The 23,214-nt window shown below is 47.4% G+C and carries 19 protein-coding genes; 8 read left to right on the top strand and 11 right to left on the bottom strand.

The window, feature by feature from the left end; genetic code table 11:
• Positions 1-53: 53 nt before the first annotated feature.
• Complete coding sequence (locus DN730_RS04430; protein WP_115466906.1) at positions 54-1,076, bottom strand: amino acid ABC transporter substrate-binding protein; 1,023 nt, start codon at positions 1,074-1,076, stop codon at positions 54-56.
• 545 nt (positions 1,077-1,621) lie between these two features.
• On the opposite strand from DN730_RS04430, the gene lrp reads away from it, so the two are divergent.
• Complete coding sequence (lrp, locus tag DN730_RS04425) at positions 1,622-2,098, top strand: leucine-responsive transcriptional regulator Lrp (RefSeq protein WP_115466905.1); 477 nt, start codon at positions 1,622-1,624, stop codon at positions 2,096-2,098.
• A gap of 63 nt (positions 2,099-2,161) precedes the next feature.
• Here lrp and recG read toward each other — a convergent pair whose 3' ends face one another.
• Together recG and DN730_RS04415 are read right to left on the bottom strand one after the other, a co-directional pair.
• The gene (gene recG, locus DN730_RS04420; RefSeq protein WP_115466904.1) at positions 2,162-4,243 is read right to left on the bottom strand and encodes an ATP-dependent DNA helicase RecG; all 2,082 of its coding nucleotides are present in this window, start codon (positions 4,241-4,243) and stop codon (positions 2,162-2,164) included.
• Position 4,244: 1 nt separating this feature from the next.
• Complete coding sequence (locus tag DN730_RS04415; RefSeq protein ID WP_115466903.1) at positions 4,245-5,153, bottom strand: hydrogen peroxide-inducible genes activator; 909 nt, start codon at positions 5,151-5,153, stop codon at positions 4,245-4,247.
• 104 nt (positions 5,154-5,257) lie between these two features.
• On the opposite strand from DN730_RS04415, the gene DN730_RS04410 reads away from it, so the two are divergent.
• Positions 5,258-6,115 carry an NAD-dependent epimerase/dehydratase family protein gene (locus DN730_RS04410; RefSeq protein WP_115466902.1) on the top strand — a complete coding sequence of 286 codons (858 nt, stop codon included), beginning with the start codon at positions 5,258-5,260 and terminating at the stop codon, positions 6,113-6,115.
• A 54-nt stretch (positions 6,116-6,169) separates the two neighbouring features.
• Here DN730_RS04410 and DN730_RS04405 read toward each other — a convergent pair whose 3' ends face one another.
• The 4 genes from DN730_RS04405 to gmk form a co-directional block, all read right to left on the bottom strand.
• Positions 6,170-6,556: a RidA family protein gene (locus DN730_RS04405; RefSeq protein WP_115466901.1), complete on the bottom strand. Its 387-nt coding sequence runs from the start codon at positions 6,554-6,556 to the stop codon at positions 6,170-6,172.
• A 44-nt stretch (positions 6,557-6,600) separates the two neighbouring features.
• On the bottom strand, positions 6,601-8,721 hold the full coding sequence (locus DN730_RS04400) for a RelA/SpoT family protein (RefSeq protein WP_115466900.1): 2,121 nt from the start codon (positions 8,719-8,721) through the stop codon (positions 6,601-6,603).
• Between the two features lie 64 nt (positions 8,722-8,785).
• Positions 8,786-9,013: a DNA-directed RNA polymerase subunit omega gene (gene rpoZ, locus DN730_RS04395; protein WP_115466899.1), complete on the bottom strand. Its 228-nt coding sequence runs from the start codon at positions 9,011-9,013 to the stop codon at positions 8,786-8,788.
• 70 nt (positions 9,014-9,083) lie between these two features.
• A complete protein-coding gene (gene gmk, locus DN730_RS04390; protein WP_115466898.1) occupies positions 9,084-9,704 on the bottom strand; it encodes a guanylate kinase in 621 nt (206 codons plus the stop codon).
• A 230-nt stretch (positions 9,705-9,934) separates the two neighbouring features.
• Here gmk and DN730_RS04385 point away from each other — a divergent pair, with 230 nt between their 5' ends.
• Both DN730_RS04385 and DN730_RS04380 read left to right on the top strand, forming a co-directional pair.
• Positions 9,935-12,142 carry a bifunctional diguanylate cyclase/phosphodiesterase gene (locus DN730_RS04385; RefSeq protein WP_115466897.1) on the top strand — a complete coding sequence of 736 codons (2,208 nt, stop codon included), beginning with the start codon at positions 9,935-9,937 and terminating at the stop codon, positions 12,140-12,142.
• A gap of 2 nt (positions 12,143-12,144) precedes the next feature.
• Positions 12,145-13,986 carry a sensor histidine kinase gene (locus DN730_RS04380; protein WP_115466896.1) on the top strand — a complete coding sequence of 614 codons (1,842 nt, stop codon included), beginning with the start codon at positions 12,145-12,147 and terminating at the stop codon, positions 13,984-13,986.
• A 15-nt stretch (positions 13,987-14,001) separates the two neighbouring features.
• Here the strand turns inward: DN730_RS04380 and DN730_RS04375 are convergent, their stop codons facing one another.
• Complete coding sequence (locus DN730_RS04375; protein WP_115466895.1) at positions 14,002-15,189, bottom strand: MFS transporter; 1,188 nt, start codon at positions 15,187-15,189, stop codon at positions 14,002-14,004.
• A 187-nt stretch (positions 15,190-15,376) separates the two neighbouring features.
• Between DN730_RS04375 and DN730_RS04370 the strand changes: the two genes are divergently transcribed.
• Complete coding sequence (locus DN730_RS04370) at positions 15,377-16,252, top strand: AraC family transcriptional regulator (protein ID WP_115466894.1); 876 nt, start codon at positions 15,377-15,379, stop codon at positions 16,250-16,252.
• A 12-nt stretch (positions 16,253-16,264) separates the two neighbouring features.
• Here the strand turns inward: DN730_RS04370 and rluF are convergent, their stop codons facing one another.
• The 3 genes from rluF to DN730_RS04355 form a co-directional block, all read right to left on the bottom strand.
• Entirely contained in the window at positions 16,265-17,332 is a 1,068-nt protein-coding gene (gene rluF / locus DN730_RS04365; RefSeq protein ID WP_115466893.1) for a 23S rRNA pseudouridine(2604) synthase RluF, read from the bottom strand.
• A gap of 4 nt (positions 17,333-17,336) precedes the next feature.
• Complete coding sequence (gene rlmE / locus DN730_RS04360; protein WP_115466892.1) at positions 17,337-17,957, bottom strand: 23S rRNA (uridine(2552)-2'-O)-methyltransferase RlmE; 621 nt, start codon at positions 17,955-17,957, stop codon at positions 17,337-17,339.
• A 71-nt stretch (positions 17,958-18,028) separates the two neighbouring features.
• Positions 18,029-18,658 carry a LysE family translocator gene (locus DN730_RS04355; protein ID WP_115466891.1) on the bottom strand — a complete coding sequence of 210 codons (630 nt, stop codon included), beginning with the start codon at positions 18,656-18,658 and terminating at the stop codon, positions 18,029-18,031.
• Positions 18,659-18,852: 194 nt separating this feature from the next.
• Here DN730_RS04355 and DN730_RS04350 point away from each other — a divergent pair, with 194 nt between their 5' ends.
• The 3 genes from DN730_RS04350 to DN730_RS04340 all read left to right on the top strand — a co-directional run bounded on the left by DN730_RS04350 (position 18,853) and on the right by DN730_RS04340 (position 23,175).
• A complete protein-coding gene (locus tag DN730_RS04350) occupies positions 18,853-20,472 on the top strand; it encodes an NAD(P)/FAD-dependent oxidoreductase (protein ID WP_115466890.1) in 1,620 nt (539 codons plus the stop codon).
• A gap of 3 nt (positions 20,473-20,475) precedes the next feature.
• The gene (locus DN730_RS04345; RefSeq protein ID WP_115466889.1) at positions 20,476-21,198 is read left to right on the top strand and encodes a TrmH family RNA methyltransferase; all 723 of its coding nucleotides are present in this window, start codon (positions 20,476-20,478) and stop codon (positions 21,196-21,198) included.
• A gap of 204 nt (positions 21,199-21,402) precedes the next feature.
• Positions 21,403-23,175 (top strand): sensor domain-containing diguanylate cyclase, encoded by a 1,773-nt coding sequence (locus DN730_RS04340; protein ID WP_115466888.1) that lies wholly within the window; start codon positions 21,403-21,405, stop codon positions 23,173-23,175.
• Positions 23,176-23,214 lie beyond the last annotated feature (39 nt).

The raw sequence follows: 23,214 nt of genomic DNA, 5'->3' as shown, positions 1-23,214 counted from the left end.
TGGTGCATACCACCACTGGGCATATCCCTAGAGAGATAAGGGATGTTTACGTGTTAGCGTACTGGTGGCGCGTATAGAACACCGCCTTCAGTCCAAAGATTGTTCACACCACGTGGTAAGCCAACAGGTGTATTCGGACCTACGTTACGCTCGAATACTTCGCCGTAGTTACCGACTTCTGCGATGATGTTGTAAGCCCAATCAGAGCTTAGGCCTAGAGACTCACCCATGTTACCTTCCGCACCTAGCAGACGACGGATACCTGGGTCAGTAGATTCTTTCTTGATCTTCGCTACGTTCTTAGACGTGATGCCCATTTCTTCTGCGTTGATTTGAACAAAAAGCGCCCAAGTCGCAATATCTTTCCACTGGTTGTCACCATGACGAACCACTGGGCCTAGAGGCTCTTTGGAGATTGTCTCAGGAAGGATCATGTGCTGGTTTGGATCAGACAACTTCGAACGGTGAGCTGCTAAACCAGATTTATCGGTTGTATACACGTCACAACGGCCAGAAGCGTATGCAGACAGTGCTTCGTCAGCTTTTTGTACAACAACTGGAACGTAATCCATGCTGTGTTTACGGAAGAAGTCAGCCATGTTCAGCTCAGTTGTTGTACCCTGTTCTGTACAAACGGTCGCGCCATCAAGATCCATTGCTGATTCTACGCCCAAATCTTTACGAACCATAAAACCTTGGCCGTCATAGAAGTTTGTAGTAGTGAAGTCTAAACCTAGAGACGTATCGCGAGTGTAAGTCCAAGTAGTGTTACGAGATAAGATGTCGATCTCGCCAGACTGTAGTGCTGTGAAACGTTCTTTCGCAGAAAGTGGTGTGTATTTTACTTTGTCTGCATCACCAAAAATAGCAGCGGAAACAGCACGACATGCATCAACGTCGATGCCCGACCATGTACCTTTGTTATCAGCGTTTGAGAAGCCCGGAACACCCGTACTTACACCACACTGAATAAATCCTTTTGCCTTCACATCGTCAAGTGTTGCTGCTGCAGCACCAGTGCTGATAGTTGCTGCAATCGCGGCGGTAGATAGAATTTTACCAACGTTCGATTTCATGATTGTGCCTCCCAGGCATTACTAGTTTTTATGTTGTTAAAGTTAATTTAGGGGTTTTCCCAAATTCACTATTGATAAAGCAATTTGCTTGCCAACACGTTTAATTGTTTTTGTTGTTTACTAAGTCTAGTGCAATCTTTCTATTTATCACGCTAACACCATATAGAATGACTGAATATAGCTGATCGTCAAGGTTAAATGACTGTTATATAGCCTTTTTTATCCTTTTTTTTTGCATCTTATATATAAAGTGCAATTGAAAAATAAAGTCTAATAGCCTGAAGTTATTCTGTTTTGATTTAGTGCAATTTAATTTTGAAATGCGCTCATTTGATGCAAGAAAATGCTAGTTTCTGATCGTTATATGGCCGATTTGATTCTATTTGTTTATTTTTGGTGCTACCTGATGCTGGTTGTAATGAGTTGGTGCGAACCTAAATTTAGCCTTGGCTAAGTGGTTTATTCCCCTTATTTTTCCTAAGGTATTTGCCACGTGTTAGAATCGCGCTAAATTAGTTGTCAGTTATCTTCGGAGAATCGAGTTAATGGAAACGTCTGCAAAGCCTTTAGACAGATTAGATAAGAAGATCCTTCGGGAGCTGCAAATTAATGGACGCTTGTCGAATGTTGAATTAGCCAGTCGTGTAGGCCTCAGTGCAACACCGTGTCTTGAACGGGTGAGACGCTTGGAGCGTAATGGCTATATCACTGGATATTGCGCGTTAGTTGATCCGCGTAAAGTTGAAGCAGGCTTATTGGTATTTGTTGAAATCCGGCTTAAGGCGACTTCGCCCGAAGGGTTCAACGAATTTAAAGAGGCTGTTGCGAAAATCCCAGAAGTATTGGAATGTCATCTCATTGCAGGTGACTTTGAATATCTACTCAAAGCGCGCGTGTCGAATATGGATGCTTACCGTCATCTTTTAGGGGAGACATTACTAACGTTACCCCATGTTCGTGAATCACGCACTTATGTCGCGATGGAAGAAGTGAAAAATACAACCGTGGTTAAGATTTCTTAGCGCATCGAGCTGCGTGGCTCACTGATGTAGCTGTGCCAAAACCGTTTTACACCCCGATAGAAGTTAGACGTTAAGATACTGGTTGTGTTTTGGTAGCCAGCGCGAAAGCAAGGGTGACACATGATCAGGATAGTTCTGGTAGAGCTCGGTTGCTGCGCGCTGAACATCACCGAGTAATGCTTTGTCTCTTTGTAAGTCTGCGACTTTAAATTCCAACAGACCTGTTTGACGTGAACCAAGCAATTCTCCTGGTCCCCTGAGCTCCAGATCCTTTTCTGCTATTTTAAACCCATCACTGGTTTCGCGCATAATAGACAAACGCGCTCGACCTTGTTGTCCTAACGGGGCGCGATAGAGTAAGACACAGTGACTGGCAGCCTGGCCTCGACCCACGCGCCCTCTTAGCTGGTGTAGCTGGGCTAAACCAAGTCGTTCGGGGTTTTCTATGACCATTAAGCTTGCATTAGGAACATCTACCCCGACTTCGATGACCGTTGTGGCGACTAATAATTGCAGTGCCCCAGCCTTAAAACTTGCCATGATGTCGGCTTTTTCTTGAGCTTTCATGCGCCCATGTACGAGACCAACCTTAATGCCTTGTAGCTGTTCGGTGAGCAACAGCGCGGTGTCTTCCGCTGCTTGGCATTGTAGAGCTTCTGACTCCTCAATTAGCGTACACACCCAGTAGGCTTGTTTTCCTTCCTCACAAGCGTGACGAACTCTTTGAATAACCTCTTCTCGACGTTGGTCTGATATGACGACCGTATTTACAGGGGTACGCCCTGGTGGTAGTTCGTCGATCACCGAGCTGTCCAAGTCCGCGTACGCAGACATCGCCAAGGTGCGAGGAATAGGGGTGGCCGTCATGATGAGCTGGTGTGGCTGGAAACCTGCTTGTAAGCCTTTCTCGCGAAGTGCCATGCGTTGATGCACGCCAAAGCGATGTTGTTCATCAATGATGGCTAAGGCCATAGAATGAAACGTGACGCTTTCTTGGAATAATGCATGGGTGCCGACTACAATCGCGGCTTCACCCGAGGCAATGCGGGCCAATTCGGCTTCTCTTTGTTTACCTTTGAGCTTACCGATCATCCAAGCCACTTTGATGCCTAACGGTTCAAACCAGCCTTTAAAGTTTAGGTAGTGCTGCTCAGCGAGGATTTCAGTAGGGGCCATGACGGCAACTTGGTGTCCTTGCTGCACGATACTCGCAGCGGCCATTGCTGCAACCAATGTTTTACCCGAGCCAACATCGCCTTGGACGAGACGGAGCATGGGGTGACCAGTAGAGAAATCTTGCAGAATTTCTTGCGATACACGCAGCTGAGCATTGGTTGGCGAAAAAGGCAGCTGTGCGAGCAGTGCTTGCTGCAGCGCTCCGGCTTCTGAAATCGTGATGGCCTTATCTTCTTTTGATAGGACGCGCTTATTGATCAACGATAATTGATGAGCCATGAGTTCTTCGAACGACAAACGGTATTGTGCGGGGTGGCTGCCGAGTTTGAGTTGCTCTAAGTTTGTGTCTTGTGTTGGGTGATGTAAAAACTTAATTGCATCGGCCAGCGATGGCAAACTAAATGACTCGCGGAGGCGATCTGGAAGCCACTCGCGTAGGTTGTAAGGCGTAAGCCGATCAAGTGCTTGTTCGCACAATTGACGAATTTTGGTCTGTGTCAAACCTTCTGTTAGCGGGTAGATGGGAGTGAGTAGGTCGATGCCATCTAGCGGTTCATCGTCTTTTAGAATACTGTATTCAGGGTGGTAAATCTCAAACCCAGTGCTGCCACGGCGTATCTCTCCAAAGCAGCGGACACGTTTACCTTGCTCAAGCTGCTTTTTTTGCGCGGCAGAGAAATGGAAAAAGCGTAAACACAAGGATCCTGAATGATCTCGTAGCCGGCAGATAAGGCTACGTCGCTTACCCATTTTTATTTCGCACCCCGTGACTTCGCCTTCAATCACGGCTTCATCGCCGAAGCGTAATTGACCAATTGGCACGATGCGGGTGCGATCTTGGTAGCGAATCGGTAAGTGAAACAACAAGTCTTGGACGGTGTGTAAATTAAGCTTCGCGAGCTTTTCCGCCATTGCTGTGCCAACGCCTTTAAGCTCTTTTATATCCTGAGTGTCTAATGCGTCAATCATATTAGTCGAGATTGAGATTGTGACAGGCAGAACGGATGGCTTGGCTGAGGGATTCGATCGCTTTTGGACGCGGGAAGCTAGCACGCCATGCAAGAGCGACCGTGCGTTTTGGGACCGGTGAACGGAATGGGCGTACTTCAAGCATCCGCTCATCAATATTTGTGACGGCCGACTTGGGCAATACGGTGACGCCTAGACCGGATGAAACCATATAACGAATCGTCTCAAGGGAGCTACCATTGACAATCGTACGGCCAGCGTTCAATTCGTCTTCACCTACGATAGGGCAGGCTTCCATTACTTGATCACTGAAACAATGGCCCTTGCCGAGCAATAAAAGATTGTCGGTGCTGAGTTGACTGGTGGTGATGCACTCTAATTTTGTCCAAGGGTGATCCTTTGGCATCAAAACGACAAATTCTTCTTCATAGATAGGTTGTGTGACGACATCGGGTTCATGGAACGGCAGCGCCACGATGATGGCGTCGAGTTCACCGTTACGTAATTTAGGGCGCAGGTTTTCTGTTAGATCTTCTTCTATTACCAGCGGCATGTCTTGAGCGTGCTGTTTTAGCTCTGGAATCATGTAAGGGAACAAGTAAGGGGCAATGGTAAAGATGGCGCCCACTTTCACCGGGCCATGAAGCTGATCTTTGCCGGATGATGCAAGTTCTTTGATCATGTTGGCTTGGTCAAGTACTCGGCGCGCTTGATCAATGATTTGCTCACCAAGTGGGGTGATGTAGACAGAGCTTTTGCTGCGTTCAAAAATCGCAGCGCCTAGTTCGTCCTCAAGTTTTTTTACCGCCACACTGAGCGTTGGCTGGGAAACATTGCTGCGCTCTGCAGCACGGCCGAAATGCTTTTCTTCTGCTAGCATAACAATGTATTTAAGCTCTGTTAGCGTCATGATGCGTGCTCTTATTATTGGTAATAACTATTATATTACATAATTTGATAAGCTTTGCTAGAACTTAACAGAGACTCCTTATTTGCAATAGGGTTGAGGTGAAGATGGTCAATGTATTGGTAGCAGGATGTGGGGATTTAGGGCGCTTAGTTGCGTCTCATTTCGTGGCGCAAGGTGCCCAAGTGACGGGTATGCGTCGTCAAAGCACTGAGTTCCCGATGGGTGTAACAGGCATCACTGGTGACCTGACTCAGCTGGGGGAAGGTGCTTGGCCGGATGTGGATTTGTTGTATCTCATCATGACCCCTTTAGGGCGCACTGCTGATGCGTATCAAAAAGCTTATGTCGATGCAGCCAACGCGGTTGTAAGTGCGTACCAACATCGACCTAACAAGCCAAATGTGGTGTTTGTTTCGAGTACCAGCGTTTATGGTCAGAGTCAGGGGCAATTGATCACAGATGAGTCGGTTGCTTTGCCTGCCACTGCAACGGCGGAGAAATTGCTCGAGGCAGAAACAATTCTGGCGAATGCATTGCCGACCACCGCGGTTCGATGCTCAGGGATTTATGGTCCTGGCAGGTATCGATTGTTAGATGGTGTTCGACAAGCCGAGCCATGGAAAGCGAATAGCTGGACGAATCGTATTCATCGTGATGACGTGGTCAGTGGACTGTGCCTATTAGGTGATTTAGCACTCGCCGGAGAAACGTTACCCAGAGCGGTCTTGGCCAGTGATGAGCAGCCTGTGTCCATGTGGGAGGTGAAACTGTGGTTATCGCATCAGCTTAATGTCGCTCCTCCGTTACCTGATCAGATTGCCTTCTCGGATTATTTTCCAACGTCAGGCAAGCGTATTGTGGCCAGTAAGCTTAAGCAGATGGGGTGGCGACCGCAGTACCCTTCTTATGTGTCGGGGTATGAAAGTATGCTCGATCATTACCTCGCGCACCGGAATGCTTGATTCAGAGACAAAAAAAAGAGGCCGAAGCCTCTTTTTTACAATGTTTATCAGAGCTTAATCTTCAAGCACCATGACGCCTTCGATTTCTACCGCAACGTCTTTTGGTAGTGCACGTACACCTAGTGCTGCGCGTGCAGGGTAGGGTTGCTCGAAGAACTGAGTCATCACTTCGTTAACCGTAGCGAAGTTGCCTAGATCAGTCATGTAAATGTTCAGTTTAACGATGTCTTTTAGCGAGCCGCCAGCGGCTTCACAGACTGCTTGTAGGTTTTTGAAGACTTGTTGAGTTTGCTCTGTGACATCATCACTGATGATTTCCATGGTCGCAGGTACCAGTGGGATTTGGCCGGATAGGTACACGGTGTTGCCTGCGCGTACCGCTTGAGAATAGGGGCCAATTGCTGCAGGAGCGTTTTCAGAGAAGATGACTTGCTTTGCCATGGTTTAAATCCTGTTTTAGATATCAAAATGGTACGACTGGGCGCTTAACGTCCAACGAGGTTTTCACGCGATACTTTTTCGACGCAACGCACGGCTTTTATGCGGCGCATTACATCGGCCAAGCCAACTCGGCTTGAGATGGCAATATTCAATCGAAGACGAGAGATTTTGCCACGCTCAATGATGTCTAGATTGGACACTTGGAAATCGGTATCACTGATTGAACTGGCAATTTTTGCGACCGCACCACGCTCGTTAACATAGGTAACGATTAAGCTGACGTTTAACTCTTCTTCGATTTCTTTGCTCCAACTCATTCGGATATAGCGCTCTGGGTTGGAGAGATGATCTTGAATATTTGGGCAACCACGATGATGAATGATTATGCCCTTATCGACTTGCACATAACCGACAATAGGGTCTCCAGGAATCGGCGAACAACACTTCGCGTAGGAGATAAGCATGCCTTCCGAGCCATTAACTTTAAAGGATTTCGGTGAAATCAGCTCTTCTTCATTGTAATCAGGGAATAACTGCCGAGCGACAACATAGCCAACATGACGACCTTTACCGATAGATTCTAGAAGGTCATCTAAGCACTCAAACTGATAGTGTTCGAGCACCGACTGTACACGTTCTGTCGGTAGCTCTTCGATCGTTGTTTGAAACGCATTCAGCGAACGCATGAGAAGGCGATAACCGAATGAGATCGCATTTTCGCGTTGTTTGGTTTTCAGATAATGACGAATATTGGTACGTGCTTTACCGGTGATGGCGAAACTGAGCCAAGCGACATTCGGCTGTGCACTTTTGGCGGTAATCACTTCCACCGTCTGACCACTTTCAAGCTGAGTACTTAGAGGCGCTAAGCGGCGGTTGATGCGGCATGAGATACAGGTGTTACCAATCTCTGTGTGTACGCCGTACGCAAAATCGACAGGTGTCGCACCAGATGGCAGCTCAATAATTTCACCTTTTGGAGTGAATACATAGACTTCGTCAGGGAATAGGTCACTTTTGACGTTGTCGATGAATTCCATCGGGTTGTGAGCTTTCTCTTGAATCTCAAGCAAGCTCTTCACCCACTTAGTAGCTCGCTCATGATTGGTCGCGGGGATACTGACCGCATTACCCTGCGACTTATATGTCCAATGCGCCGCGATACCGTTAACGGCGACGACATCCATTTCTTTGGTGCGAATCTGTACCTCTAGAGGCAGACCGTTGGTGCCGACTACAGTGGTATGAAGGGATTGATAACCATTCGATTTGGGGACGGCGATATAATCCTTAAAGCGCCCCTCAATGGGTTTAAATAGCGCATGAATCACCCCTAAAATTCGGTAACAGCTATCATGACGATCTGTCACAATACGCACACCAAGCACGTCCATCACCTCTTCCAGTGAGCGACGCTTCTTCTTCATCTTCTGATAAATGCTATAGGTATGTTTCTCGCGCACACTGATGGACGAGTCAATGTAGTCAGCGGCTAACTCAGAATGGATAAAGTCTTCAAGCTTCTCCATGGCTTTATCACGCTGTCCATAGCGCTTATTAATCGCCTTTTTGAGCATATTGGAACGCATCGGGTAGTAAGCTTGGAAGGCAAGCGACTCCAAGTCGATACGTAGATTGTACATCCCCAAACGATTAGCGATTGGCGCATAGATATCGAGAGTTTCTTTCGCTATGCGACGTTTCTTATGGGCAGGCATGGCATCGAGCGTGCGCATGTTATGCAAGCGATCTGCTAACTTCACCATGATGACTCGGATGTCATCTGCCATCGCCATGGCCATTTTTTGGAAGTTATGCGCTTGTTTTTCGATTTGACTGTTGAATTCTAGGTGCGTCAGCTTGCTGACACCGTCTACCAGGCTTGCTACCCCTTCACCGAACTGTTCAGCCAAGGCTTCACGAGGTATGCCCGTGTCTTCAATAACATCGTGCAGCAAGGCTGCGGTGAGACCATCGCAATCCATTCGCAAATCCGCAAGAATGAATGCTACGGCAAGTGGGTGAGTTACATAATGCTCGCCACTTTTACGTTTTTGGCCGTCATGAGCTTGCTCGGCGTAGTAGTAAGCGCGCTTCACTGTGGCTATTTGCTCATATGGCAAATATTGCCCCAGGTTTTCGGCTAATTTTTCAATAGTAGACATCGCTCACCTCACATCAGAAAAGCATAATCAGAAATACGTGTGCTGAGCGATGAACATCATAGAATTAGAACTCTGTTGGAGCCGGCTTGTTTTGGAAGTCTACGTTGTGAGCATTGATCAGATCCTCTGCGATTTCACGTAGCGCTACCACTGTCATTTTGTCGTCTTCAAGTGGCAACTTAGCGTCAGCGCCGCCTGTTGCAAGCTGGCGTGCACGTTTTGCAGCAACCATCACTAATTCAAAACGGTTGTCTACGTTTTCAAGACAGTCTTCTACAGTAACTCGAGCCATGGGTAACCTCTATATAGGGTAAAATTTAATCACTAATTAGTAATAGCCAATTTTACTTAACCACCTGTCACTATGACAAGAGATCATTGATAAGATCGCTATGAATCTCACGTATTAATGGCGTTCTGGTGCGCATAGCGACGAAAATCGCCTGCAATTGTTCAAATGCTACCTCAAAATCATCATTAATGATGACGTATTCGTATTCATCATAATGCGATATTTCATTAACGGCCTTGGCCATTCGTCGAGCGATGACGTCTTCAGCGTCTGTTCCACGCCCAATCAAACGTGCTTCAAGTGCTTTCATCGAAGGCGGTAGGATGAAAATGCCAATTGCATCAGGGTAGAGTGCTCGAACTTGGCGAGCACCTTGCCAGTCAATTTCTAGAATCACATCGAGACCTTGATCCAGCATATCAAAAATCGCTTTTTTAGATGTGCCGTAATAATTATCGAAGACCTGAGCGTGCTCAAAAAAAGCATCCTCGGCGATCATATCTAAAAATGAACTACTGTCTATAAAGAAGTATTCGCGGCCATGCTGTTCACCCGTACGAGGGGCTCGTGTGGTATGAGAAACGGAGATACGTACGTTTGAATCCGCTTCCAGTAATGCCTTATAAAGCGATGACTTACCTGCCCCAGAGGGCGCTGATAAGATAAAAAGATTGCCTTTATGTTGTGTCATTAAGCGTACCTTGCTGAGCAAGTTCGAAAGTGAATGTAGGGAGGCGAGTGTAGCATATTTGTGTGCTGACTCTACGTTCTGAAAAGGATTTGCCGTTACATTTACGTACAGGAATTGTGACGCAAACTGTCTATACTACAAAGGTTATATGTTTATGCATTTTGCGTAACACACTCCAGTTGTTATTCAAATGACTAGCCGTTCACTGTTTATGTAATAGGTTGAATGATATGGAATCACATGGAGCTGTTGATTGTTTGCCAGAAACTGAAGTGATGTGGAAAATTTTATCGGTAGAAGACGATATCAGCTACCAAAGCGCGCTCGTTAATGGACTTAAGACACTTGATTATGGAAATAGAAAAGTCGAGTTTCTCACGGCAAACAGCGCTCAAGAAGCGGGTAGCCTTTTAGCGCAAAACCCAGATATAGGCATGATTCTGTTAGATGTTGTGATGGAGACAGATGATGCGGGGTTGCGCTTAGTACAAAGCATCCGAGAAGGCATTGGTAACCAGCTAGTTCGTATTGTATTGCTGACGGGGCAACCCGGCATGATGCCGCTAGATGATCTGATGTCTACGTATGATATTGATGATTACTGGAATAAAAGTGAGCTGACACAGGATCACTTGCAAACGATTGTGTTGAGCAACTTGAGAACTTGGGAGCATCTTTCTGTCATTCAAAAGGCTCGCCATGGGATGCAGTTGCTTATTGAGTCCAGTCAACGTATTAGCAGCAAATACGATTTGAAAAGCTATACACAAGCCATTTTGCATGAAGTCGTTAAGTTATTCGAATTTGAAAAGGGTGGCATCGTTTGTATGGCTCATCAACATGAAGATGTGCCTGATAAAGCGCTGGTCTTTGCGGCGGCAGGAGAGTTTCAATCTTGGGCCAACCAATATATTGGCAGCATTGAAGTTGATGAATATACATTACAAATGTTGAAAAAGAGCTTTAGCACTGAAAAGCACGTGTTTGGCTCTCCTATCTCAGTTTTATACTTTTCTGAAGAAGATATTGATCAGCGGGATTATGCGGTGTTAGTAAAGCACCATAGTGCCCTGCAAGACTATCAAATCGAAATGCTTAAAGTGTTTTGTGAAAATGTAAACTTAGGATTCAAAAACGTTGCGTTACATGGACGGTTAGCGGAGCTGGCGTATTACGACACAATTACAGGGTTACATAATAAAAACTGGTTATTGCGCCAGTTAGCAGGTTTGTCTGCGATAGAGCGCAATAATAGTAAGCTCCTGATGCTGTTTGTAGAGGACATGTCTTACAGTGAAGTCATGTTTGGCGTGCAGTTTGGCCGTAGCTTGATGAAGCATTTGCACGCGCATTTGAAAGCCTGCTTTGTGCGGTCGGTTGATATTGCCCTGTATGAGCGTGATACCTTGATACTGCTGGTGTACGATCGCCAAGATTATACGCGGGAGGATTTGGAGCATGTATTGCATCCGCGTTTGCAAATCGATGACAGCCTTCATGTTATTGATTTGATGGGAAGTTTAGTCAAACTGAGCGATGTAGAAGATAAAACTCCGGCTCAAATCTTAGGTGTGGCGAAAAGCACATTGGAATACGCCAAACATGACAACGTCGATTTCGGGGTATTCAGTCAATCTCAACTGCAGCTACATCAACAGCGCTACACGTTGTTGAAAGCGCTACGGGAAGCGATACCTACCGACAAGCTCTTCATTCATTTACAGCCAAAAATTCGACTGCAAGACGACCAAGTGATCGGTTATGAAGTGCTGGCCCGATGGCAGCATAAAGATGGCAGTATGATTCCTCCCGATCAATTTATAAAAATGGCTGAGACATCTGGGTTGATTGATCGCTTGGACCGTCGCATTACGCGCTTAGCATGTCGAGCTGCTAAGGCACTTGAATCCAATGGCATTGTGAATGTCTCATTATCGGTCAATGTGTCAGGAGCAGAAATATCGCGCCCAGATTATGTGGACAACTTCCTTGACCTGTTACGAGAAGAGCAGGTTGAGCCAACCAAAATTGATATAGAAGTAACCGAAACTCAGCTCATGAATGAGCGCAAGGCAATTATGGAGCACCTCAAACGCTTTAAGTCCTTGGCTATTCGAGTCAGCATTGATGATTTTGGTGCAGGCTATTCTTCGCTTGCGTACTTATCGACTCTCAATACGGAAGTGTTAAAAATTGATCGCCAGTTTATCGCTCGTATGCTCGATACGAAAGAAGACCTTCAAGTCGTAAAAATGATCATTGATCTCGGGCACACATTGAACATGGAGGTCTTGGCAGAAGGTATCGAGACAAAAGAGCAATACGAACAATTGAAGTCATTGGGGTGCGATACGGGGCAAGGGTACTATATGGCGAAGCCTATGCCATTGGATGAGGTGTTAACATGGCATCATACCCCTCATCAATGGGGTAGTTGACGATGAAGCACCCTTCCATGTGGATCTTTGTACTGCCTTTCGTGTGCGTCGCAATATTGGCGGGTGTGTCGATAAATGTTTGGCAAAGTTTGGTGGTCAAACAGTTTGAAGATCAACAAAGTGAGCTAGTCAATCGTGCCAGCGCGTTGCTTTCACAAGAACTCAGTTATATTAATCAGATCGTTGACTTTCTTCGAGTGGAGCTAGAAGTCCTTCCGCCAGGTGCATTCAATAATCAAGATGCTTGGCGTCATGCTGTCGAAACCAAGCTCATTAGCGCCCACCGCTTGTCTTCAAACATATCGCAGCTGCGTTGGATCACTCTGGCGGGTCAGGAAGCGGCGCGTGTGAACGTTGATAATGGGCGTGTAGAGGTGGTGAATGCGAAACAATTGCAAGATAAATCAAATCGCTATTATTTTATAAAAGGCCGACGTGCACCGTACGGCGATATCGCGTTTACCCCCATTGATCTAAATGTTGAGCATGGCCTGATTGAAGAGCCTTATAGGGTGACCATACGCGCGACGACAAAATTACAGGATGTGCATGGCAGTATATTGGGGCTATTAGTACTTAATTTTGATCTCAATGGTGTCTTTGAAAAATTGAGGGGCATGCAAACGGATCAAAGCACTTTAGAGCTGTTAGATGGAGAGGGTAATTGGTTACTGTCTTCCAATGCAGGACTTGAATGGCTGCATCTATACGGTGATTACACCACCTCATTGTCACACACTGCGCCTCAGGCTTGGCAACAAATTAAAAACGGCTCATCTTTATCCAACTTTGTCATTGGAGGCGCTCCTAGTGTCGCCAGAATAGCCAGCTCAGAAGGCATGGATGATGTATTCCCTGAGAAATACATGCTTTCACGAGTGCGGACAGACGTATGGAAAGATGAGCGCTATGCCATTTATATTACGGTGGCGTTGGTCTCCGTGCTGTTGTATTTCGCTGTGGTGTCGTCATGTTGGTTGCGATGGCGACTTTCAGAGCAACAGCGTAAATACATTAAAAAAGTAAAGCGGGATAAAGCGCGTGTCGAAAGTGCGCATGCCAGTTTGATCGAAAGTAATCGTAACTTGGTGTTATTGCAGCAGGAGCTGGTTGAGCAAAGTAAACTCTCTGCATTAGGGATGCTGGTCGCAGGCGTGGGGCACGAACTTAATACGCCATTGGGTGGTCTGCGCATGACGCTTTCTTCTATTGCTCATGCACAAAAGCGTATTGAAAAATCGTCAGACTCGTTGCCAGAACCCGTATCCAGAGCCAACCAAGCGATTAAAGATACTGTGCTCATTGCGGAGCAAAACCTAGATCGAGCGTTTAGTGTCGTAGAGCAATTTAAGCGGATTACGGACAATCGAACCCAGCAAACGCTGCAGCATTTTAAAGTCAGTCAAATATTAGAGGATACTCTTGCTGCTTTGAAGCCTTTACGTAAGCATTATCCAAACATCACCATCACCCACCGAGGTGAATCCGAGCTAGAGTTTTATTCCGTGGCGGGTGTGATCTCACAGGTTTTGCAGAGCCTTATTGTGAATGCGTTTGATCATGCATTTCCATCTGGGCAACAAGGCAATTTGACGATCACATTCAGTAAAGAAGAGCACTATGTCATCACGGTTAGTGATGATGGGGTAGGGCTTGATCAGTCTATCATATCGACCATTTGGGAACCGTTTGTCACAACGGGTCGTGGTGGTCATCATACGGGTCTTGGGTTATTTATGGTCCATCAGTGGGTGACGCAACTACTGCACGGAAAAATCAAAGCAGAAAATAACCCCGCAGGTGGTGCTATGTTTACCGTCTTCATTCCGATAAACGTCGTGTAGCACAATACAGCAATACTAAGTGTCCTCTGAGCTTGCGAACCAACCTAGAAAAATCCAGATTATACCGAGCGCGATCAAGCAATAGAGCGCTGTTTGCCATTCGTCTAACCAATCATGTAAGCCGCCAATGGCCATCGGGCCAATTGCTGCCAAAAGGTAACCAACAAATTGTGCCATACCCGATAAGGCCGCGGCTTCTCTGACGCTGTTTGTTCGTAAGCTAATAAGCGAGATACCCACGACAAACCCGAGCGTGACGCCAAAGCCGTAAATAAAAGACCAGATCACAGCGAATTCGATCATAACCGTGAAACCCACCAAGCTCAGAAGCGTGCTAAATGTCGCGATACAGCACAGCTGACGTTTGGTCGGTACAAATCGCTGTATGAAGGGCAAAGTAAGAGCAGGGATCATGCCCGCTAATTGAATATAGCTGTGATACAAACCAGCCGTGACCGCACTGAAACCGTGGTCGATTAATATCGTGGGTAGCCAAGTGTTCACGATATAGTTGGTGACGGAATTCACTGCAATAAAGAAGGTGATGAGCCAAGCAACAGGTGAGCGCCAAACGGAGGCTTTGATGAGGTCTGCTGCGGTCGGTTGTGGCGTTTGATTGGGCTTTGTTAGAGCAAACCAGAGTACTAATGGGAGTATCAGTAGAAGTGTCTGGCAGGCGAGCGCAAAAGACCAGCTTGGCCATAGATTGCCAATCCATTGCTCTGACACTAAGGTCAGAGGGACGGCCGTTCCCGTGATGAGCGCGCCACCAATATTCATCATCAAGACATACACAGCGGTTAGCTGAATGATGTGATTCGAAAAGTCTCGCTTTAATAAAATAGGCAATAACACGTTGCCGATCGCAATCCCGGCACCGATGAGAAATACGCCAGAGTATAGAGTCGGCAAAACTCCTAGCGAGCGTAATATCATGCCCGCTAAAATGAGCAAGGTTCCTACGAGCAATGCGGATTCGATGCCGAATCGGCGGCCAAGTCGCGTTGCAACGGGCGCAAATAGAGCAAAGCTTAGGATCGGTAATGTGGTGAGTAAGCCCGACGCAAAGCTAGTCAGAGACAGATCGTGCTCAATGGATTCTAGTAAGGGCGCGATGCCAACCACGGGCCCGCGAAGACTCAATGATAAGAGTAAAATAAAAGCCAGTAACAACCACTTTCGGTGACGAACACGATACAGCATGAGTAATCTCGACCAACAAAGACGTTCTCCCATTAAGGGGCGCGCTGTAGTGTATCACCGTCATAGCGAACAAATCAGTCTGTTATAGCCATATAACAAAGAGAGGAAGGCAATGATGTGCGCAATTTCGGCTAGGCACTGAGGCGCAGCAGCATGCCATACTGCGGCCCATAGATAGGAGACGGCGATGAGTCAGAACACGAGCCATGCTCGTATTGTGGAGCGATTAGCAAAGGTTTGTGAGTATATTGATCACCATTTGGACGACGTGCTAAATGTAGAAACGCTATGCGATGTAGCCCATTTCTCGAAATACCATTTCCATCGTCAATTCTCAGCGATGATGGGGATCAGTGTATATCAATACATTCAGCAAATTCGTCTCAAGAGAGCAGCCTATCAGTTGGTATTTAATTCGCAACTGACGATATTAGACATCGCATTACAAGCTGGCTTTGAGCACCCTGAATCATTTAATAGGGCGTTTAAAAAACGCTATTTGCAGTCTCCTTCTAAATTTCGCCTTCACCCAGATTGGGACAGTTGGCATCAACAACATCATCATATTGAGTTCAGAAAGGAGATAACAATGGATGTCGTGGTCAAGCGTATTGAAGAGATTCCTGTAGCGGTCATTGAGCATCATGGTTCCCCAACTCGCGTTATGGAAACGGTAGCGAAGTTTATTACTTGGCGTAAAACAACAGGGCTATCCCCGATTACCCAAAGTCGTTCATTTGGCATCGTTTACCACGATCCGAAAAGTGTGCCAGCAGAAGAGTTTCGCTTTGACGTCGCGGGAGAGGTTGATGCCCCGATACCGGAGGACAATGCGTTTGGCATCGTGAATAAAACCATTCGTGGTGGCCGCTATGCCGTTGCTCGACACGTAGGTTCTAGAGATGCAATCGGCGATACGGTGTATTACTTATACCAGCAATGGCTACCACAGCACGATGAAGAACCGAACGACGCGCCGATTTTCTTTCATTACATGAACTTGTATCCCGAAGTGCCAGAGCATGAGCTGCTAACCGATGTCTATCTACCGATAGCTGGGTAGTTTTTTATTAGGTTAGCGCGGGCGGTTGCGTGACTTGCCCTTATTCGCTGGCGCACCCCCTTTGCCAGAGGATGAAGGCTTGCCACGACCACCTGTTCCGATTGTCGACTTACCACCTTTACCGCTGTTGCTAGGTTTACCTTTGCCAGCACTGTTTGCACCACCACGACCATTTGGCGCGCTTTTCCCTTTGCCACTCGCAGTAGGTTTGCCGTTGGCAGGGCGACCACTTTTGCTGTTGTTACTGGGCTTTCCAGAGCGTGAATCGTTGCGACTCTGACCGCCGCGTGCGCCTGAACTACCTTGGTGAGGCTTCTTTTTCGGTTTTCGTGGATTGCTTGCCTTGGGCGCTGCGTTGCCGTCGGAGTCTTTGGTCAGCTCGGCAATGGTATTAATTTCTTTTTGCGTCAAATCGCGCCAGTCCCCCAAGGCTAAGCCTTTGAGAGAGACGTTCATAATACGAATACGCTCAAGCTGAACCACTTCGTAGCCAAAATGCTCCGCCATGCGGCGAATTTGACGGTTCAAACCTTGCACTAACGTAATGTTAAAGACAAAAGTCGATTCTTTCTTCACCTTACATTTCTTGGTCATCTGACCCAAGATCGGTACGCCGTTACTCATGCCATCAATAAAGGCATCCGTGATCGGCTTATTGACCGTTACGAGGTATTCTTTCTCGTGATTGTTCGACGCGCGTAGAATTTTATTCACTAAGTCGCCGTTGTTGGTCATAAAGATCAGACCTTGAGAGTCTTTGTCTAGACGACCAATCGGGAAGATGCGAGCACCGTGCTTCACAAAGCGGACAATGTTGTTGGGTTCGCTGGACTCTGTCGTACTGACGATACCGACGGGCTTGTTAACGGCGATGAAGATCAGATCTTCCGCTTCCATCGGCTCGATGGTTTGACCATTCACTTTGACTAAATCACCGGGCGTGACTTGATCACCGATGCCAGCCCGTTTGCCATTAATAAACACACTGCCTTGCTCGATAAAGCGATCGGCTTCACGTCGTGAGCAAAGGCCACTTTCGCTAATGTATTTGTTGAGTCGAATCGAGGTTTTGAGTTGCATGAAATTAGCCTTTAAAACCGCGACCGACCAAATACACTTCACGGGAGCGTGCGCGTGAGGAATCAGGTTTGCGGACCACTACATTGTCAAAATGCGGACGCATTTGCTTAACGAACTCCTCATAGCCTTCCCCTTGGAACACTTTCACCGCAAAGAAGCCTTTTGGTTTGAGGGTTTGAATGGCCATATCGAGCGCCAACTCAACCAAGTACATTGACGAAGCCTGATCAACAGTGGAAACCCCACTCATGTTTGGAGCCATATCAGAAATCACCACATCCACCGGTGCACCATTGACCGCCGTCATGATCTGATCGAAGACCTCCTGTTCAGTGAAGTCACCTTGGATAAACTCAACGCCCGCAATCGAATCCATCGGCAGGATGTCCGATGCGATCACCTTGCCTTTATCACCCACAAGCTTAGAGGCGACTTGTGACCACCCACCTGGCGCAGAGCCTAGATCCAGCACCAAGTTTCCAGACTTGATCAGCTTATCTTTATCATTGAGAGATAGCAGTTTGTAACTGGCGCGGGAGCGATAGCCGTCCGCTTGGGCTTTTTTGACGTAGGGATCGTTGACGTGTTCATCAAGCCAACGATTACTGCTTTTCGAGCGAGCCATGAATATACCGATAGTAATGGGTGAAACCGCTATTGTACCTGCCGCTAGGCAATCAGCAAAGCAAGCGAGGTCTAGACAATCATTGTGTCTGCTGAGATCAGAATCTTGACGGCCAAAGCGATCAAAACCAGCCCAGAGAGACGGTCGATCACCACAGCATGACGGCGAAGCTTATCTAAAATATGGGAATTCGAGAGCATTAAGGTAATGAAGGTGTACCACAGCCCATCTACGACGAAAGGGGTTGCGACGATTAGCATTTGCCCTTCAAACGCGCTGACCGCCGCGACAAACGGACTGAATAACGCGGCAAAAAAAAGCGCGATTTTAGGGCTCAGCAATGAAATCAATAAGCCTTCTTTCGCGGATTGCCAGATGCTTACCGTACGACCAGCTTCGAGCTTGGCCGCAATCCCCCCTTGGGAGCGCAGGGCGTTAATACCTAAATACGCCAAATACGCTGCTCCAGCGTAACTGATAAGCAAAAAGAGCCAAGGTAATTGATGAAAAATCACGGCAAGACCCAGCATAGAAATCAGTGCGTAGACACCGATGCCGAAGGCGTGCGCCCACGCGGCAGCAAAGCCGTTTGCTTTCCCCCCTGCTAAGCTATGTTTAGTCACCGTAACAAGGCTTGGCCCAGGTGACATTGCACCAAGCAAGCAAATCATAAACAGTGAAAGCCATATCGCCAGTGTCATGGGGCGCTCCTTATGTGTTGTCCAACAAGTCAGTTTTAAGCGATGCTGACGATAGCAGCTTTTATCGTCCATTAGCACGAATATCCGCGAAATTGTTTGGGTCACCGATGCGTATCGCCTGACTTGTTGTCCCGCCCAGCGTATAATGTCGTCTTCATATTTCTTTTGCCGGAGTCACCGGCCGGGACCTTTCCATGATTCGTTTATCTGAGCTTTCCTTACCCCTTGATCATCCAGAATCCGCACTGCGCGAGGCTATTGTTTCTCGCCTAAAGCTGGTGGATGAGACGTTGTTGGATTTCTTTGTATTCAAACGCAGCTACGACGCGCGCAAAAAAAATACAGAGATTACGTTTGTTTATATTATTCATCTTAATACCAGCAACAATGACGCGGTTTTGGCTCGTTTTGAAGACGATGTACATGTTAAAGCTGCGCCAGACATTGATTATCATCCAGTCGCAAAAGCCCCAGAAGGCTTAACGGAACGGCCAATAGTTGTAGGTTTTGGGCCGTGTGGCTTGTTTGCAGCGCTCACTTTAGCGCAAATGGGGTTCAAGCCGATTGTTTTGGAGCGTGGTCGTAATGTGCGCCAGCGTACCAAAGACACGTGGGCATTGTGGCGAAATCACAAGCTTGATACGGAATCCAACGTTCAATATGGCGAAGGCGGTGCCGGTCTGTTCTCGGATGGCAAACTATACAGCCAAGTCAAAGACCCAAAATTCTATGGCCGCAAGGTAATGCATGAGTTCGTTCGCGCAGGCGCTCCGAGTGAGATTCTATTCGTCAGCAAGCCACACATTGGTACCTTCCGATTGACCGGCGTTGTTGCAAAAATGCGCGAAGAAATCATCGCCTTGGGCGGAGACATTCGCTTTGAAGCCAAAGTCACCGACTTATTGCTAGAAGACCAAAAGGTGACTGGCGTGGCGCTATCCGATGGCAGCGAACTTCACAGCCAGCACGTGGTATTGGCGCTAGGTCACAGTGCCCGAGATACCTTCCGTATGCTACATAAAAATGAGGTGTTCATTGAGCCAAAACCGTTTGCCATCGGTTTTCGAATTGAGCACCCCCAGTCTTTGATCGACCGCGCTCGGTTGGGCAAATACGCCGGTCATCCAGAGCTTGGCGCCGCGGATTACAAGTTGATCCATCATGCGAAGAATGGGCGAGCAGTATACAGCTTCTGTATGTGTCCAGGTGGGACAGTCGTTGCGGCGACGTCTGAAGAAGGGCGCGTCGTGACCAATGGCATGAGCCAGTATTCGCGTAACGAGCGTAATGCGAACTCAGGCATTGTGGTCGGCATCAACCCAGAGCAAGATTACCCCGATGGCATTTTGGCGGGCGTGGAGCTGCAAGAGCGCTTAGAAGAGGTCGCCTATAAACTCGGTGGTTCGGATTATAAAGCGCCAGCTCAATTGGTGGGAGATTTCATCAAAGGCCAAGCGTCGACCAAGCTAGGTGAGGTGGAACCATCTTACAAACCTGGTATTCAGTTGTGCGATTTAGCGGATGCGTTACCTGACTTTATTATTGAAGCAGTACGCGAAGCCTTGCCTGCGTTTGGTAAGAAAATTCGCGGTTTTGATCGAGACGATGCCATCTTAACGGGCATTGAGACGCGTACGTCCTCACCGATTCGAATTACCCGTGACAATACCACCTATCAAAGTCTGAATACGCAGGGTTTGTATCCAGCGGGTGAAGGTGCAGGGTATGCGGGCGGCATTTTGTCAGCAGGGATTGACGGCATCAAAGTGGCCGAAGCGGTGGCGCTTGATATGCTGAACCAACAGGGCGGCTAGTGCATGAAAATCGATCAGATCAAAAAACTCCATCAAAAAAAGTACCGCCAAGAGTTTGGTTGTTGCTTAGTGGAAGGCGAGCATTTGGTACTAGAGCTTGAAAATGCGGCGAAGCATAACCCGAAGCTTGCGGCCGCAACGCTCTATGTCACCTCAGACTATGCTGATTGGTCTTCGCCATTTGAAAAGGTGGAGGTCAGTGCTAAGCAAATGGCGAGCATGTCCGACACCAAAACGCCTCAAGGTATCTTGGCCGTCGTGCCAATGGATGCCATCGCACCAACCAATCATGAACAACTGACGGCGATATACCTGCACGAGATCCAAGATCCAGGTAATTTGGGAACCATCCTGCGTACGCTGGCGTGGTTTGGCGGCTTTCGTCTGTTGCTCAGCGCAGGGAGCGTGGACCCGTTCAATCCTAAGGTGATTCGTTCTAGCATGGGTGCCTTGTTCCATGTGCCGATGGAGCTGGATGTCGATATCACCACTCTACCTGAGCGCTTCAACGCAATTGGTTGCTTAGATATGGAGGGTGCGTCGCTAAGTGCGCCCGAATTCAAAGCGTGTGATTGCTATATTTTTGGCAACGAAGCACGCGGCGTACCACGCGAGTATTTGGACAGCTTGAATGCGAAAGCGTTTACCATCCCAGGTGTCGGTTTGATTGAGTCGCTGAATCTCGCGACGGCGGTGAATATAAGTGTTTATGAACGCCAGCGTTAAATCGACAGCTGAATGCTTGATTGTTCATCGGCTGTTAACAATCGAAGCCAACAATTAATACGGTGTAGCCGAGTGCTGCGCGCACCTAAGTCTTATGTTCTCTGATTCTTGGCCGATATTAATACTAATTGCTATCGCCCAGTTCCTGTACAACGGATGTACGGCTGGGTTCATATCAAAATAAGATCGGCAAGGTGGGGTGTTATGAGGCAGGTTTCGTTATGGGGGTTAATCGTGATCCCCTTTGCACTATTAGCAACGCTTGGCGGTGTCACGGTGTTTGTTCTGTCAGCCGTGACAATTACGAATGTGTCTGACAATGTTGGTTTGCATTACATAAAAGAGACCGAGTCTCGGGTCCACCGACGCGTTAAAGAATTTATGATACCGCTTAGCACGATCGTCGAGATCAACCGCGATGCCATCGCTCATCATCCAGAATGGTTAGACGATTTAGATCGTGTCAGCAGCCGCTTGTATGAGCAAGCCATCCCTTACCCATTTATGACCTTTATTTCACTGGCAACGGCAGATGGCCGTTATGTCAATTCGACTCGAGACCCGTTCGGTGGTCCAGAAGATCATCATATCGCTAATAACTACACCAGTGAGTCACGTCGCCTAGAGGCTTATGAATACGATCCCGTTGTGTATGTCGGCCCAAGAATGGAAGGTGAACCGAGCTATGAAGGGTATGACCCTAGAATGCGCCCGTTCTATAGAGAGGCGGTTCGCCAGCAAGGTATGACATGGAGCTCTATCAGCCCTTATTACGGTTACAATTCACTGGGCATCAGTCTGTCGGCCCCGATTTATGATGATCAAGGATCACTACTTGGCGTGACGGCGACCAGTGTTGCGCTGATATCGCTGGATAAGTATCTGCAGTCGATTGATTTAGTCGACAACTCTTATATCTTTTTAGCAGAAAAAAATGGCGACCTTATCGCAACATCAAGCCAAGAGACGCTGTATGACAAAACCGATGGTTATAACGAGCGGATGTCGTTGGGTGAACATTTAAATCCCGTTCTACAGCGTGCTGGGCAGCAGCTCACAGAGGGCGCTTATCAATTTAGGGTCGAGGGCGAAAACTACTTATATCACTTACATCCCATTGAATTACCACTTGGAGAAGAGTGGTATATGGGGGTGCTTATTCCCGAGTCCTATTACCGCAACATGCTCATGGAGTATTCTGCAGCCATCTTGTTCATCATACTGGTAATCTTTATCAGTATTGCGCTAGCGGGGTCATTGATCGCACGTTTTATAGGACAGCCCATTTTACAGCTCAACGATGCGGTAAACTCTAACTCACTAGAGCGGATTCGCACACTGCCACAGCCGCTGAGCCGTGTGCGTGAGATCTACAGCCTTGGGCAGGGGCTACAGGGCATGGCTGATACCCTGTCTGACGTCATGCAAAACCTAGAGAAAAAGGTCGCGCAGCGTACTTCCTACCTAAAAGATGAAAATGAAGTTTTGCAGGAACAGAGCTCCACGGATGAATTAACGGCTTTGTATAACCGACGTGGTTTTAAACTTGTCTCGGAGCGTGCATTAACTGAAGCCAAACGGCTAGACCAGTCATTATGTATGGTGCTGTGCGATATTGATCACTTCAAAGAAGTGAACGACTCATTAGGTCATACGGTTGGCGATCAAGCGTTGATATCCGTTGCACGAGCGTTGAAACAGCACTTTAGAGGTGACGATATTGTCGCCCGTTATGGGGGGGAAGAGTTTGTTGTGATCACCACAAACATGCAGAAACGAGACGTGATGACGCGCTTACATCGTGTACGGCAAACGTTGATTGAGCACCCGAATCCCCAAGACGTGATTTTGACGCTGAGCTACGGAGTAACCTATCTTGATCATGTTGCAGATGAGACGTTAGATACGCTGATTGACGAGGTCGACGCGAAGCTTTACCAAGCGAAGAATACAGGTCGAGATAAGGTTGTGAGCTGAGTATTTTCTATGTGTGGGCAGTGGTACTGCCACGGGCGC

This window comes from Marinomonas piezotolerans, from assembly GCF_003362755.1.
Taxonomy (GTDB): domain Bacteria; phylum Pseudomonadota; class Gammaproteobacteria; order Pseudomonadales; family Marinomonadaceae; genus Marinomonas; species Marinomonas piezotolerans.
This window is presented reverse-complemented; position numbering and strand designations above follow the sequence as displayed.

Bases quoted from the DNA above. Each gene is read 5' to 3' on its own strand.
- DN730_RS04340 (WP_115466888.1), top strand. From the start codon at position 21,403: ATGAGGCAGGTTTCGTTATGGGGGTTAATCGTGATCCCCTTTGCACTA.
- rpoZ (WP_115466899.1), bottom strand. From the start codon at position 9,013: ATGGCTCGAGTTACTGTAGAAGACTGTCTTGAAAACGTAGACAACCGT.
- DN730_RS04430 (WP_115466906.1), bottom strand. From the start codon at position 1,076: ATGAAATCGAACGTTGGTAAAATTCTATCTACCGCCGCGATTGCAGCA.
- DN730_RS04380 (WP_115466896.1), top strand. From the start codon at position 12,145: ATGAAGCACCCTTCCATGTGGATCTTTGTACTGCCTTTCGTGTGCGTC.
- DN730_RS04345 (WP_115466889.1), top strand. From the start codon at position 20,476: ATGAAAATCGATCAGATCAAAAAACTCCATCAAAAAAAGTACCGCCAA.
- recG (WP_115466904.1), bottom strand. From the start codon at position 4,243: ATGATTGACGCATTAGACACTCAGGATATAAAAGAGCTTAAAGGCGTT.
- rlmE (WP_115466892.1), bottom strand. From the start codon at position 17,957: ATGGCTCGCTCGAAAAGCAGTAATCGTTGGCTTGATGAACACGTCAAC.
- DN730_RS04355 (WP_115466891.1), bottom strand. From the start codon at position 18,658: ATGACACTGGCGATATGGCTTTCACTGTTTATGATTTGCTTGCTTGGT.
- DN730_RS04375 (WP_115466895.1), bottom strand. From the start codon at position 15,189: ATGCTGTATCGTGTTCGTCACCGAAAGTGGTTGTTACTGGCTTTTATT.
- DN730_RS04350 (WP_115466890.1), top strand. From the start codon at position 18,853: ATGATTCGTTTATCTGAGCTTTCCTTACCCCTTGATCATCCAGAATCC.
- gmk (WP_115466898.1), bottom strand. From the start codon at position 9,704: ATGACACAACATAAAGGCAATCTTTTTATCTTATCAGCGCCCTCTGGG.
- DN730_RS04415 (WP_115466903.1), bottom strand. From the start codon at position 5,153: ATGACGCTAACAGAGCTTAAATACATTGTTATGCTAGCAGAAGAAAAG.
- DN730_RS04385 (WP_115466897.1), top strand. From the start codon at position 9,935: ATGGAATCACATGGAGCTGTTGATTGTTTGCCAGAAACTGAAGTGATG.
- DN730_RS04410 (WP_115466902.1), top strand. From the start codon at position 5,258: ATGGTCAATGTATTGGTAGCAGGATGTGGGGATTTAGGGCGCTTAGTT.
- lrp (WP_115466905.1), top strand. From the start codon at position 1,622: ATGGAAACGTCTGCAAAGCCTTTAGACAGATTAGATAAGAAGATCCTT.
- DN730_RS04405 (WP_115466901.1), bottom strand. From the start codon at position 6,556: ATGGCAAAGCAAGTCATCTTCTCTGAAAACGCTCCTGCAGCAATTGGC.
- rluF (WP_115466893.1), bottom strand. From the start codon at position 17,332: ATGCAACTCAAAACCTCGATTCGACTCAACAAATACATTAGCGAAAGT.
- DN730_RS04400 (WP_115466900.1), bottom strand. From the start codon at position 8,721: ATGTCTACTATTGAAAAATTAGCCGAAAACCTGGGGCAATATTTGCCA.
- DN730_RS04370 (WP_115466894.1), top strand. From the start codon at position 15,377: ATGAGTCAGAACACGAGCCATGCTCGTATTGTGGAGCGATTAGCAAAG.